This is a genomic window from Virgibacillus sp. M23 (assembly GCF_034190895.1).
GTDB classification, from domain to species: domain Bacteria; phylum Bacillota; class Bacilli; order Bacillales; family Amphibacillaceae; genus Virgibacillus; species Virgibacillus salarius.
Genome location: NZ_JAWDHA010000002.1, coordinates 136328 through 150950 on the forward strand (window position 1 = coordinate 136328; position 14623 = coordinate 150950).

A 14623-nucleotide genomic window follows, 5' to 3' on the forward strand; every position below is an offset into this window, starting at 1 on the left:
AATAGTTGGGGTGAAATAATGAATTTAAGAAAGATACATATAGTACTACTTCTCGTTTGTGCATTACTTTTAGGACTTGGAGGCGGCTATGCTGGTGTAAAGCTTGCTCAGTCTAATAATAATGACGCACAAGATAATAAAGCGATAACTGAAAATATAGAGGGGGCTAAAGAGACAAATACCCCAAAGGAAATGAACAAAGTAGGTCAAGCGTTTAATCTTATAAAAGAAAATTATTTAGAGGATGTAGATGATCAGCAATTAATTGAAGGAGCAATTCAAGGGATGCTGACATCATTAGAGGATCCGTATAGTTCGTATATGGACGTGGAGACAATGAAGCAATTTAATGAGCAAATTGAGTCTTCGTTCGAAGGTATTGGTGCGGAAGTAAGTATGGTGAATGATACAGTAACCATTGTGGCCCCAATTAAAGATTCACCAGCGGAAAAAGCTGGCCTACGACCTAACGACCAAGTGCTTCAAGTAGATGGGGAAAGTTTAGATGGGTTAAATCTTAATGAAGCGGTGGCTAAGATTCGCGGTGAAAAAGGGTCTAAAGTTGAGCTAGAAATACAGCGTGCTGGAGTTTCTGAACCATTTAATGTGACAATTACACGAGACACTATTCCAGTTGAAACCGTTTATAGCAAAACGGAAACAGTAGATGGAAAGAAAACGGGTATTATCGAAATAACCAATTTTTCTGAGCGTACAGCTGATGAATTTACAGAACAGCTAGATAAGATGGAAAAGGATGGAATTAAAGGGCTGGTTATTGATGTCCGAGGAAATCCAGGCGGTTTATTAGATGTCGTGGAGGATATATTAAAACAATTCGTCCCAAATGATATGCCTTACGTTCAAGTAGAAGATCAAAATGGAGAAAAATCTCCTTCATATTCTGAACTTGAGGAGAGAAAAGAGTATCCAATTAGTGTATTAATTGATGAGGGAAGTGCATCAGCATCTGAAATTTTGGCAGTTGCTATGAAAGAAATGGGCTATGATGTAGTTGGTCAAACAAGTTTTGGTAAAGGTACCGTTCAGCAAGCAGTTCCATTGGGCGATGGAAGTACCATCAAATTAACATTTTTTAAATGGCTCTCCCCTGAAGGCAATTGGATTCATGAAAAAGGGGTAAAACCTACCATTGAAGCAAAGCAAGCAGATTATTATTATACAAATCCCGTACAGATTGAAGAGCCACTGACTCTTGATCATACAGGAGATAATATTAAGAATGTGCAGATTATGTTAAAAGGATTAGGTTATGATCCTGGAAGAATAGATGGCTATTTTAGTGAAAAAACGGAAGAAGCTGTTAAAGATTTTCAATCTGCCAATGATGTGAGTTCAACTGGTAAGGTAGATGAAAAAACGGCAGGATTAATCGAAACAGCGGTTGTTGATAAAATAAGAAATGGTGAAGACGATAAGCAGTTAGAAAAAGCTTTAGCAGAAATATACGAATAATAGTAATCCGCGGGTATTACTCGCGGATTTTCCAATCGAGCAGGAAGTCATTCCCTTGATGTCGAATAAATGAAATAGTACATCGTTGCATAGAGAAGGTGAGTATATTGTTGGAAGCTTGGTTCATTGAAATCGTTAAGGGGATTGGAAGGGTCCTTCTAAATCCATTATTATATTGGGCCATATTATTAGTTTTTCTTGCAGGGAAAAAGAGAATTAGAAGAGAGAGAATGGATTTTGGGATAAAGATATTTGATATGTTCTCTGAGTGGAAGGGCACATGGCTTTATTCTATTCTATTAGGACTAATTGTGTCAGCTATAACTATTGGGCTAGGGGTTGTTTTTTCATATACAACGATCCTGCTATTTTGTATCATAACAATTCTTGTCAGTATTACTGGGAGATTCACATTACTTTCTGCAAGCTATACACTGGGAATTTCCTATTTCGTACTCCTATTCCTTCCAACTGTAATGGAGAAGCAAAAGATAGTCTCAGCCGAATTATTTTCTACTATTAATTACCAAGGATTAGTTATCTTAATAGGTATATTCCTTGTTGCTGAAAGCATTCTCTTATTAAAGGCACGCAAAGGCAAAACCTATCCAGAACTTGTTCAAGGTAGCCGAGGGGGGTGGATGGGACAGCATCATATAAAAAAGCTGGCTGTGATTCCTTTTTTCATACTTATACCAACAGGCTTAATAACCTCTTTTGCTCCATATTGGCCCTATTTTACAATAGGGGAGCAGTCCTTTAGCTTAATATTGATTCCTTTTATCATTGGATTTGATCATATTGTTCGAGGTAACGATCCCATGGTTTCGGCTGGTAAATTGGCGAAATCCATGATGATTCTCAGTTTCCTTGTGCTTCTAACTGCATGGGGAAGTAGCTATTATTCATGGCTTTCCTTGGCAGGAGTAATTGTAGGAATAGCTGGAAGAGAGTATCTAAATTATCGACATCGTACGAAAGATCATGAACGATCAGGCTTTTTTCAACCTACTGATAAGGGGCTAAAAGTTTTGTCTGTTATTCCTAATTCTCCAGCAGATCGTTTAGATATATTAGCTGGAGAATCAATTGCGAGAGTAAATGGAAATAAAGTTGTCAGTATTACGGAGTTCTATGAGGCGCTACAGAAAAGCGGTGCTTTCTTTAAATTAGAAATAATTGATCGAGCCGGTGAGAAGCGTTTTCTGCAAGGCGCTTTATATGAAGGGGATCATCATGAATTAGGGATTATCTTTACTTCCAGCCCGCATCGTAGAATTAAACAAAACAAAATAGGATATGGAAGTTAGAAGGACAAACTGCTTGAAGATGGCTATCCCATCCCAAGGCAGTTTTTTTAATAAGTTAAGAAAGTATAAAATCAGTGCAATGACTGCGTTAAGCCAAGTAGTTATTTTGAAATGTTTGATGTATATTGGCAATGCTCCGACTAATTACTTCGCTTTCCGTGGGCACGGCCTCAACTAACTTTGCAAAGAAGAACACGTTGCAAAGTGGATTTTCGGCTCGCGCAATTCCCGCAGGAGTCTACGTAATTAGTCTCCGCTATGAGAAGGTGCAACAATTCTTGTCATAAGTAATAGGTTGACTTTTTTTACAAAAAATCGCTATCCGTGAGTATAAAAGCAGCTGTGTTACTTCATGCTAGCGTTGTAGAGCCTGATAATAGCGAAGGCTTGCCACTTCAACTCCTGTGGGAAATGTTTGACCTGAAGATCCACTTTTTTGAGCGGGTTTTGCTAAAAAAGTTAGCTGAAGGACAAACCCCACGGAAAGGGAAGTGGGCAGCCGGAGTGGTGGTCAAGTAGTAGCTATTATTCCATAATAGCTACTAGAGGAAGCGTAAATCTGAGCATTTAGTGATAAGGACTGAGCGAATTTTGCTCCGTTTTTCTTATGTATTCAAGTAAAAAAGAAAAGCCGTGTTAACTTTCTGTTACAGTGCTCAGCTACTAATAGACTTCCCTGTTTTCGTCGCGAAAGTTAACACCAACCCGCTCATCTCATGCGAAGTGGTTCAGTACTTAGTCGCTTACCGAGTGTTTCTGTCTTTGTGCTTAAGCTAAAATCTATAAAAAGTTCGTCGTACGGGTTTGTACTAAACGAAATAAGGTGTTATATTAAATATACGATTAATTCAGAAAACTATAATAATTCACGTTGTCTGAGTAATCTGCAAATCGGGTAAGGAATGCTAGGAATGAAAAACTGGTTTCGCCGTTCAATTAAGAATCAACTTATACTTTTTATTTTAATCGTAGTATTAGTACCAATATGTGTTTTAGGATTAGTTTCGTATTATACGACAGTAAAGGTATCAAAGGAACGAGCAGCCATTTCAGGTGAAAGTTCCTTGGAGCAGATTCAGGATTCTATTGAATTTATTGTAAATGATGTTGAAAATATGTCAGTATTTTTAATTGGTAATCAAGCAGTGCAAGCGTATTTACAAGTGGAAGGAGATCCAATATATCCACAACGTGATATTTATGGGTTCTTATCGAATTTGGCTTTTTCGAAAAGATATATTAATGATATTATCATTTACCCGATAAATGGTAATTCACCAATATCCACAAATCTGGTGATGGATACGAATGCAGGTATTGATATTAAACAAATTCCTAATGGTAAATGGTGGTCCTATCGTAAGGTTAACAAAACGGTAGACGGCAATAAGGACATGATAACGTTGACTCGCCCTATTCGTAGTACAGGAGATTTCGAACGGATTGGTTATTTATCGATTAGTCTCAATCAACGGGTAGTTGAGGAATATTTAAGCTCAGGAGATTCAGAGTGGAGTACATCGGTCTTTATTCTAAATGATGGAAATGTATTAGCGCAAAGTCAAACAAATATAAAAGAAAAAATTAATCTAGATAAACTTACTTTATTATTGGATCAAAATAATAAAGAACGCTTTTCTTTCCTTGCAGAAGAGGAAGAGGTAACTGTATTTACGGAAGAGATTGGGAAGGTGGGATGGCACATAATTAGCCTCGTCCCATCAAGAGAATACAGTTCTCAGAATCGGTATTTTTTATGGTTAACCATCTATTCCGTTGTGATTGCCATCCTTCTTGTAGCAGGTCTCGTTATATTTTTTGTATCAAAAGTATTTAAACCGTTAACTACACTAACTAATTCCATTCAAACAGTGAACCCGGGTGAAACAATTAAAACAATTAATAATGACGCAAATAATGAGATTGGTGAATTAATAGGTAGTTATAATCAATTAAATCAGCGGATTGCCAAGTTAATGAATCAGGTTCAGAAAAGCGAAGCACTAAAGCGGGAATTGGATATGAAGGCTTTGCAATCTCAGGTTAATCCTCATTTTCTATACAATACATTAGCTGCAATTCATTGGATTGCGTTAAGTTCCAAGGCGCATGATATCTCAAAGATGGTTTCTTCATTAAGTACATTGTTACGGTTTAGTTTAAATAAGGGAAATGAGTATTGTACCGTTGAACAAGAAATCGGTCACTTGCTCCATTACATAGAAATTAAAAAGATCCGTTTTCCAAATAGGTTTTCCATAGACTTAGAAATTTCCAACGACTTGAAACAGCATAAAATGCTAAAACTTGTTCTGCAGCCATTAATTGAAAATAGTATTAAACATGGATTTTTTCCACTTCCTAATCACTTTGGTAAAATATCTGTTCATGTACAAATACAAGGGAATTTTATCCACTTTTCAATTATTGACAATGGTGCTGGAATGACAAGTGCAAAACTGCAAGAAATTAAACATCAGTTTTTACATGATCAAGAGACAGAAGCTCTTATTGGCACTAATTATGGAATTCGTAATGTGAATTTGCGACTCCTGTTACATTATGGAAAAGAAAGTGGCTTACGAATAGATAGTAAAGAAATGCAAGGAACAATCGTTGAGTTTGTTATTCCGATAAAGGAGGGGGGAATGCTATGAGAGTACTAATCGCAGATGATGAGATTATTATAAGAGAAGGAATGGCAAATGTCATCCCATGGAATGACTATGGTTTAACCCTATTAAGACCAGCCGCATCAGCTGAAGAGGTAATTGAACGCTTGGACGATGAAAAACCAGATATTCTAATTACAGATATTCAGATGAATGACATGAATGGTTTGGAGCTTGTAGCTTATTTAGGTGAAAATGAATATCAAATAGAGAGTATTTTACTCACTGGATACGATGATTTTCATTTCATTCAGGAAGCGATTCGTCAAGATGTTTGTGATTATTTATTAAAAACCAGTAGTCCAGAAGAGATCATAACAGCAGTTAAACGAGCAAAGAAAAGATTGGAGAAGGATAAAGAATATAGTCAATGGAAAGAGTCAGAACAAGAGCAATTAAATCGTATGAAACTTGAAAAATTAATAGCCGAGGGATTGGACTATCACGAGTTAATGGATGTAGTTGATGTTATTCCTGAGCTGGCTCATCCACCTTTTCAGCTTTTATATATGGATATAGAGCTAGAACTAGAAACGTTAAGGAAATATGAGGCCTTGTGGAATAGTTATTTATTTGGAAAGTGGTTCACACATGAAAATGCATTACTGATAGTGGTAAAGCGAGATCCCTATTTGGCAGATGATTATTTATTACAGATGGCAATAAAGAAAGTGAATGCATTGTTCCATAAACCGATATTGGCAAGTGAGGTAGTAACAACCTTATCAAGCATACGAGAACTATATAGTGAGATAACATCTCTACAACTGTTCCAATGGATTCTAGTGGACTGTAAGCTTATTCAAGTGGAACACATTCGTCAAAGAAAAGGAATCGTATGTGATGATACGATGGAGGAGAATTTGCAACATGTTATTTCACTTATAAAGATGGGAGACAAGAGTAAATTAGAAGAATGGATTAGAGAAATAGTACATGGGTTATTTTCACATCCGCAAGCAACACCGGATTCCATTCAGTTTTATGTACAAAATCTCTATATGGAAGTTATAAAGTATGTAGATCAGATGGCTGGACGTATGGAAAATTATCGAGCGATACCTTCAGCATCAGAATGGTTCAAACAACCTATTCCGATTTTATTTGCATTGTTCCAAATATTACTAACGGACTTTCAAACCCATTACCAAAAACATGCAAACTATGTAGAGGAAACCATTTATTATATAGATAAACACTTAGGTCAAGCTATTTCCCTGAATGATGTCGCAAATCACATTCAAATTCACCCAAATTACTTAAGTGAGTTAATTAGAAAAAGAACTGGAAGATCCTATATTGGACTTTTAACGGAGCTTCGTATGAAAAAGGCTACGGAATTTTTACAACATTCTTCCATAGCTATTAATCATATAGCAAAACGTGTGGGATATAATGATCGAAAATATTTTACAAAACAATTTAAAAAGAAGTATGGCTACACCCCTACCCAGTATCGGCGCAAACATGATAGATAAGCTTATTATCTCTAGATAGTAGTTTCTTTGACCAATCCATATCGAAATGATTAAGGAAGATCGGTTAATTATTAGAGTAAATTTAAAACACTTTGATTTTTCACCCCTAATCTGGTATTCATCCCCCTTATCTATATGAAAGCGCTATTTTAAACTATACATAATAATCAAAAGGGGGGATAAGATGAGAAAAATAAAGATTGCCTTTCTAGGAATCATCATGATGTTCATTTTAACAGCTTGTATAGGGAATGGAGATAGTAAAGCGACAAAACGTTCTGCAGCTGATGGAAAGATTTCTATTTCCATATGGCATAACTTTGCTGGAGATGATTTACGAGCCCGAAAAGTGCGAAATATGATTGCTAATTTTGAAGAAGAGAATCCCACGATTGAAGTTGATGAGCAAGCAATCCCAGTAGATGGGTATCGCCAACGAATAAGCACAGTTGCTGCTGCGAATGAACTTCCAGATATATTCTTGACATATGCAGGTAGTTTTACCGATGAATTTTATAATGGTGAGCTTATTCAGCCTATTACATCCTTATTTGAGGAAAATCCGGAATGGAAAAATTCATTTTTAGAAGGCGCGTTAGAACCTTACAAGTATGATGGAGAATTATATTCTGCGCCAATTGCAATGTCTGCTACATCCTTTTTGTATTATAACAAAGATTTGTTCACAGCGAATAATTTAGAGGTTCCAGAAACATGGGCAGAATTTGTTCAAGTAATAAAAGTGTTTAACGATAAAGGTATCACACCAATTGCTATGGGGAATAAGGCTCCTTGGGTAGCTCAATCAACTACCTTTGGTGCTATAGCTGATCGTGTTACAGGAACAAATTGGTTTTTAGATGCGGTGGAGCAGGAAGATGCCTCATTTACAGATCCGATATTCATCGATGCGTTACATCGTTTTAAGGAGCTAGTTGATAATGGAGCTTATTCAGATGGAGCAAATAGTATGGATAATACGCAGGCTGAACAGTATTTTGCGCAAGGAAAAGCAGCTATGATGATTAATGGCGCTTGGACATTAAGTAGTCTAGGTGCTTCTCAATCTGAACAAGTTTTAACTAATATTGGTGTATCCGTTGTCCCAGGCATTGAGGGTGGTAAAGGATCAGGAAATACAATTACTGGTGGACCTGGTGGTGGTTTCTTACTTAGCAGTGAGACAAAAGGAGAAGATAAGCAAGCTGCATTAAAGCTTATTTATAAATTGAGTAATGCAGATGCCCAGAAAGAAATAGCTGAAAGTAATTCAATGGTTATGTATGATGTAGACATTGATAAAGAGAATGTTAACCCGTTATTTTTTGAAGCATTTAATTTAATTCGTGAAGTTGAATTTGCCCCTGTATATGATCTGTACCTAACTTCAGAGGCTGGAGAAGCCGTTAATAATGGATTACAAGAAATTATGTTAGGAGGAGATCCAGAGAAGGTAGCTGAATCAATACAAAAAGCACAGTCTTCTAATTAATGAATCGAGCAAAGGGGGGACAGTTATGCAATCTAATTTAAAGTTAAAGGGTTTGTTGGTAATTACTTTACTTCCAGCCCTTTTACTTTATTCTTTTTTTGTTATTATTCCAATATTTTGGTCATCCTACTACGGGTTTTTTGAATGGTCTGGATTAGGGGATGCCACGTATATTGGCTTGCAAAACTATATTGATGTGATGCAAAGCCCTGTATTTTGGCGTTCTCTCAAGAATAATCTGATAATTGTTGCCGCATCTGTTTTTGGCCAAGTACCGATTGCATTAGCTTTAGCGTTAATGCTTCGTAAAAGTAACTGGTTTCAAATATTTGTACGGTCAGCTGTTTTTTTACCAATGGTTATCTCCACAGTAGTAGTAGGTCTGATTTGGGGATACATTTATGATCCAGAAATAGGTGTTATTAATACCGTATTACGTGCCGTTGGTTTAGAGTCGTGGACAAAAGCTTGGCTAGCAGATCCTTCTGTAAATATGTATGCAGTTGCTGTTCCTATCATTTGGAATTATATTGGACCCTATTTAATTATTTTTATTGCAGCTATTCAGAATATACCTTCTGAGATGGAGGAGGCTGCTATGATTGACGGAGCATCTGGATGGAAAAAACTGATCTACATTATCTTACCCAATATGTGGACAACAATTAAAGTAGCTGTCGTCTTGTGTATTTCAGGTAGTTTAAAGGCATTCGATCAAGTATTTGTCATGACAGGTGGTGGACCAGCAGAATCCACAGAAATATTAGCAACGTATATGTATAATAATACATTCCTTGTGTACCGCTACGGATACGGTTCTGCAGTAAGTACGATGATAATTCTATTAAGCCTTATCTTAATTGGTATAAGTCAGGTGTTAATGAAGAGAAAGAATGAGGGGATGACTATTCGATGAAATTCCATCTTTTTAAAGGAATAAGAATTTTATTTTTAGCAGTTTTTTCCTTAATGATGATTTACCCTTTATATTGGCTAATCACTAGTGCTTTCAAGACAAACAAAGAATTTTTTGCCCGACCTCACTCTTTTCCTACCAATTTCTCCTTTGAAAACTTTACGAGAGCTTGGGAAGTTGCTGATTTAGGAACAGCAATGATGAATTCAACTATTGTTACAATTACTGCAACGGCATTAACTGTTTTTCTTGGCGCACTAACTGCCTATGTTTTATCCAGATTCACGTTCAAATTAAAAGCATTTTTAATGGTTTTCTTTTTACTGGGAATGTTAATACCTATTCATAGTACGCTAGTCCCGTTGTTTACTATGATGGATCAAATAGGATTACTGGATACGTATTGGGCATTAATTTTGCCGTATACTGCCTTTGAATTACCTATTGCCATCTTTTTAACAGTTGCATACATGAGTTCAATACCAAAGGAATTAGAGGAGGCAGCTGTTATCGATGGAAACGGTTATTGGGGGGTTTTCTTTCGAATTATGCTTCCTTTGAGTGTTCCTGCACTTTCAACCGTAGCTATTCTATCGTTTTTAAGATATTGGAATGAATTTGTTTTTGCTCTAGTATTTATTAATGATAGTACATTAAAAACATTGCCATTAAGCTTATCCATTTTTTCAGATGGATTCAGTACGGATTATGCATTGACAATGGCCGCAATGACAATTTCAGTCATCCCTACAATTGTCATGTATCTCATTTTCCAAGAGCAAATTATGAAAGGAATGGTTGCTGGATCAGTAAAAGGTTAGATATAGAATGGTGGTGTTAGATGTGAATATCATGATAGAAAGGTATGCTTTATTTATACAAAAATTATACTGGTTTGCGTATTTACAGCTATTATGGCTTTTATTTACTACTTGTGGGTTAATCATTTTTGGAATATTTCCTGCTACCTATGCATTATTCTCTGTATGGAAGATGCAAAACAATGTTTCAACTGGGGAAGTGTTTCGATCATTTCGTAACGAGTATTTTTCTTCATTTATTCTTTTAAATAAAGCGGGACTGATTTGGCAAGCCATGTTGGTAATAATAAGTTCTAACCTTTTGATTGTGGATAGGGAATATAGTCTTGTAAAGCTGGCAGTGCTTGGAATGTTAGGATTAATCACTTTAAGTATTATTCATTTCTTTCAATATGCAGATCTGGAACGACAAGCGATTCTACAAATAAAACGGTCGTTTTCTCTTCTGTTTTTACATCCAAGAGAAAATGTAATTTATATGATGATTTTTATAGGGATGATAGTAACAATTCGTTTCCTCCCAGGACTTTCTTTCTTTTTTGGAATCAGCTTCCCCGTTTATTTAACCGTAAAGCTAGGTAAAGTTAAATCAAGTATAGTGTAATAAGACGTATGCTACGCTTAAATACATTGCTTTTTTGTTGTCTAGGAAATTATAACATTTGCCCATGTGGTTAAATAGGGGCGTGTTGAGCCATGTCTAGCTCCAGTGCCCAGAAACGAGGTAACTTCACAATCGCCCTAATCTAAGTCATGACGACTCGCAAGCTCACTGTGATTCCTTTATCTCCGTTGACTCGCTCCAGTCGCTACGTTTCTAATCGAGCGCTTCTTTTGTTCCTAAAGCTGAATCGTTGAACATGAGAAGGAAGTATACTTCTATACAAAGAGAGCTGTCTTTCGGGGCAGCTCCATTTTCATATGGCTGCCTTTTTATTGGGGATGTATATTAATCTTGTAGTTGTTTACATTAAAATTAGCTTCGGTTATTAATACGAATTTTGGGATGTGGTGGAAATCGATAATCATGTTGTATCAATACCTAAACCTGTCATATTATTAAATATTGATTCATTAATGCCTCAGCCATTAGAAATTGCCATGCAGACTGGACGTGCACCAGCTTTAAAATTTTTAATGGAGCAAGGTCGTTATATTGCTAATATGGTAACATCGTTTCCGACCATGTCAGTAACCATTGATAGCAGCCTTTTAACCGGAACATATGCAGATAAGCATCATATTCCAGGTTTGAATTGGTTTGATACGGAACAGAATCAATTTGTCAACTATGGTACAGGGTTTAGAGAAACGTTTCGTATGGGAATGAAAAAGTCCATTCATCATATGCTTTATAATTTAAATAATGTACATTTGAGTGAAAAGGTCTCAACTATTTATGAAGAATTAGCTCGAATCGGTTTATCTTCAGCGTCTATCAATTCTTTTGTGTATCGAGGAAATAAATTACAGCAATTAAAAATCCCAAAATTTCTTCGTACATTCACTTATTTTGAGGATGGAAAATGGACCATGAAAGTACCTTCAATCTTTTCATTAGGACTCTTTTCGAAACTTCGCCCTGTGGGGTTCACAGCACAACTAGCAGCTGGAAATTATAAATATATGGCACGAGAGCTTCGGTACCTTATTCATAAACAGAAACTTCCAGCATTTACTTTTTGTATATTTCAAGATATGGATGCGCGTATTCATTTTAAAGGACCTATGGATATAAAAGGTATTATTAAAATTGATCGTCAAATTCAAAAAATGTTGAATATGTTTGATAGTTGGGAAGAAGCAGTAAATAGCAATATTTGGATGATTATTGGAGATAATGGTCATTCCGCAACAGGAACGAAGTACCGTGACTATATTATTGATTTGCGTAAGCTTTTAAATAACTATCGAATAGTTCGAATTCAACGTGCAGTTCATAAAAAAGATGAACTAGCGATTTGTGTTAACCAGCGAATGGCTTATGTATATATGTTGGATCATGTAAACATCGGGACAATTGTTGAAAAACTTAAACACGATAAGCGAATTGATATCATTGCATGGAAGGAAAATGATTGTATTCGTGTGGAATCTGGGATGAAAGAAGGGACATTATACTTTAGACCTAATGGGAAATATGTAGATGAGTTTAATCAATCATGGTGGATAGTAGGAAATCATGAATTATTGGATTTGAAATGGATAGAAAATCATATCGTTTATAATGATTTTCCAGATGCATTAGCTCGATTGCATGGGGCTTTATATTCTCATCCTGGACAATTCCTTGTTGTAAATGCAAAACCAGGATGTGAATTTAAAGCTCAGTCTACTCCTTTTCACTTAAGCGGAGCTGCTCATGGATCCTTACATAAGCAGGAGTCAATTGTCCCCTTAATAATAGCTGGGACGAATGAACAGCCCATTACACCGCGGATAATAGATCTAAAGGAATTTATATTTAGGGTTATTCAAGAACAATTAAATGAATAAAATACCAATTCGTTCTGTAGATTTCACCAAAAAATTCCGTTTATAATATTTCTTTATAGCTACAAAATAAGTAGGAGAAATTTTATGGAGTGGAAAGAATATGACAATGAGAAGCTATCTATTAGGTGTCTGGGACAGTATTGATCCAATTTATTTTGCTTGTTCCCGATTATCCTATATATCAGATAATAATCAGCGTAGAACGATGCTTCGGGTTCGGCTCACTAGATATAAAGGTGGAAAAGTCGTGCTCGAAGATGGAACAGTTCTACGAAAAAATGACTTATTACTAAAGATTCACCTTCACAATGTAAAACTAATAAAGGAATTAAATGCATTTCCTAATGATATTAAACGTGCAGTATTTATTTATCACAGTATTAAACAAGCCATGCCAAACTTAGCAATGTATGTTCATGCACACCCAAAAGCAGCGGATATAAAGGCAGTTATAGGAATCACAAGTTTGTATCGAGGAGCAGAACGATTGGGGTTTGAAAAAAGCGCATTAAAAAATAGATTTTATCGTTACTTTAAAAGGATAACTTTAATGCCAATTAATATGTTGACAACAAAAAAAGATGCTGAGCCTGTTTATCTATTCATGTCAAAAAACAAGATAATGGATAAATACTATCTTGAGGGTTAACACAATATTGTTTTTTTGAAATTAAGGACGGGGCTAAAAACATGGATAAACCTAAACAATCAGATGCGTTATTTCTACCTTTTCTGCAAATGCCAAGTGGCCATCATCATGTTGCAGATACGCTCATAACGGATTTATTACATTATAATAATAACAAGCGAACGAACAAAGTTGAATTATTATCTTATAGTTATGGGAGTTTAGAAAAGATAGTAACCTCAACGTATATTAGCTGGATAAAACGATTTCCAGGCGTATATGATCGACTATATACATTACTTGCCTGTAGAAATATGTCGAAAAGGAAAAGGCACCGCCATTATGAATTACTATTCCGCCCTTTTTTAAACAAACTTGTGAAAGAGGAAAATCCAGAAATTGTCTTTTTAACCCATGCCCTGCCTTCGAGTATCGTAAGTGTCCTAAAACAAGAAAATAAGCTACAAGCAGTTACGGTTAATGCGTATACAGATTTTTTTGTGAATCGATTATGGGGGATAAAAGGTATTGATTATCATTTCGTACCTACCGCCTCTGTAAAGAAATTCTTACTTAAATTAGGTGTGAAAGCAGAGCGTATATTTATCACTGGGATACCCGTTCATCCTGTATTTCGAGAGGAATTTTCTTTAAAGGAGAAAAAACAAGCATTACTCATTACAGGCGGAAGTTTAGGGAGTTGTGGTATGGATGAACTATTATCAGATAAGCATTTGCCGAAAAAGATGCATCTCTATGTACTTTGTGGAACGAACGAACAATTGTATCAAACGTTAAGCAAGCAAAATAATTCAAATATTACACCTATCCCTTATATCGAATCTAAAGCGCAGATGAACAAATTGTATAATGAGGTTGACGCTGTTTTAACAAAGCCAGGCGGTGTAACAATTAGTGAATGCTTGATGAAACGGAAGCCAATTTTTGTTTATCATGCTTTACCAGGTCAGGAACAAATCAATTTGCAGGAGCTCATACAGCTTGGATTGGTAAATCCTATCGACTTAAATAAAGAACCATTGGAGGAACAAATAAATCAATTTTTTCTGGATACGCAAAAGAAAAATCGGTATACAGAAAATGTAAATCGATATCATCAAAATTTATCGACGCAATCAATTGGAGCACTTATTCAACAAGTGATGAATCAAAGTCAATAGCCAAATAAAGGCTGTTGACTTTTTTATAAGTTAAGAAAGTATAAAATCAGTGCAATGACTGCGTTAAGCGAAGTAGTTATTTTGAAATGTTTGATGTATATTGGCAATGCTCCGACTAATTACTTCGCTTTCCGTGGGCACGGCCTCAACTAA

General features: G+C 35.8%; 12 protein-coding genes. All 12 read left to right on the plus strand.

The features are described from left to right. Nucleotides 1-18 precede the first annotated feature (18 nt). The 12 genes from RVS70_RS01560 to RVS70_RS01615 all read left to right on the plus strand — a co-directional run bounded on the left by RVS70_RS01560 (nucleotide 19) and on the right by RVS70_RS01615 (nucleotide 14470). Nucleotides 19-1476 carry a S41 family peptidase gene (locus RVS70_RS01560; RefSeq protein WP_121605675.1) on the plus strand — a complete coding sequence of 486 codons (1458 nt, stop codon included), beginning with the start codon at nucleotides 19-21 and terminating at the stop codon, nucleotides 1474-1476. Between the two features lie 110 nt (nucleotides 1477-1586). Beyond that, complete coding sequence (locus RVS70_RS01565) at nucleotides 1587-2786, plus strand: PDZ domain-containing protein (protein ID WP_240455768.1); 1200 nt, start codon at nucleotides 1587-1589, stop codon at nucleotides 2784-2786. A 324-nt stretch (nucleotides 2787-3110) separates the two neighbouring features. Then, nucleotides 3111-3305 carry a hypothetical protein gene (locus RVS70_RS01570; RefSeq protein WP_321132417.1) on the plus strand — a complete coding sequence of 65 codons (195 nt, stop codon included), beginning with the start codon at nucleotides 3111-3113 and terminating at the stop codon, nucleotides 3303-3305. Between the two features lie 392 nt (nucleotides 3306-3697). Then, nucleotides 3698-5443 carry a sensor histidine kinase gene (locus tag RVS70_RS01575; RefSeq protein WP_162986481.1) on the plus strand — a complete coding sequence of 582 codons (1746 nt, stop codon included), beginning with the start codon at nucleotides 3698-3700 and terminating at the stop codon, nucleotides 5441-5443. Then, complete coding sequence (locus RVS70_RS01580) at nucleotides 5440-6936, plus strand: response regulator (RefSeq protein WP_121605672.1); 1497 nt, start codon at nucleotides 5440-5442, stop codon at nucleotides 6934-6936. The genes RVS70_RS01575 and RVS70_RS01580 overlap by 4 nt, the downstream gene beginning before the upstream one ends. Nucleotides 6937-7120: 184 nt before the next feature. After that, nucleotides 7121-8428 carry an extracellular solute-binding protein gene (locus tag RVS70_RS01585; protein ID WP_121605671.1) on the plus strand — a complete coding sequence of 436 codons (1308 nt, stop codon included), beginning with the start codon at nucleotides 7121-7123 and terminating at the stop codon, nucleotides 8426-8428. Between the two features lie 25 nt (nucleotides 8429-8453). Next, nucleotides 8454-9344 carry a carbohydrate ABC transporter permease gene (locus RVS70_RS01590; protein ID WP_121605670.1) on the plus strand — a complete coding sequence of 297 codons (891 nt, stop codon included), beginning with the start codon at nucleotides 8454-8456 and terminating at the stop codon, nucleotides 9342-9344. Next, nucleotides 9341-10165 carry a carbohydrate ABC transporter permease gene (locus RVS70_RS01595; RefSeq protein WP_121605669.1) on the plus strand — a complete coding sequence of 275 codons (825 nt, stop codon included), beginning with the start codon at nucleotides 9341-9343 and terminating at the stop codon, nucleotides 10163-10165. The genes RVS70_RS01590 and RVS70_RS01595 overlap by 4 nt, the downstream gene beginning before the upstream one ends. Nucleotides 10166-10196: 31 nt before the next feature. Beyond that, complete coding sequence (locus tag RVS70_RS01600; protein ID WP_226983666.1) at nucleotides 10197-10769, plus strand: DUF624 domain-containing protein; 573 nt, start codon at nucleotides 10197-10199, stop codon at nucleotides 10767-10769. 407 nt (nucleotides 10770-11176) lie between these two features. Continuing rightward, nucleotides 11177-12661 carry an alkaline phosphatase family protein gene (locus tag RVS70_RS01605; RefSeq protein WP_228089008.1) on the plus strand — a complete coding sequence of 495 codons (1485 nt, stop codon included), beginning with the start codon at nucleotides 11177-11179 and terminating at the stop codon, nucleotides 12659-12661. 100 nt (nucleotides 12662-12761) lie between these two features. After that, nucleotides 12762-13310 (plus strand): YkoP family protein, encoded by a 549-nt coding sequence (locus tag RVS70_RS01610; RefSeq protein ID WP_228089009.1) that lies wholly within the window; start codon nucleotides 12762-12764, stop codon nucleotides 13308-13310. A gap of 41 nt (nucleotides 13311-13351) precedes the next feature. Beyond that, entirely contained in the window at nucleotides 13352-14470 is a 1119-nt protein-coding gene (locus RVS70_RS01615; protein ID WP_121605668.1) for an MGDG synthase family glycosyltransferase, read from the plus strand. Nucleotides 14471-14623: the final 153 nt, after the last annotated feature.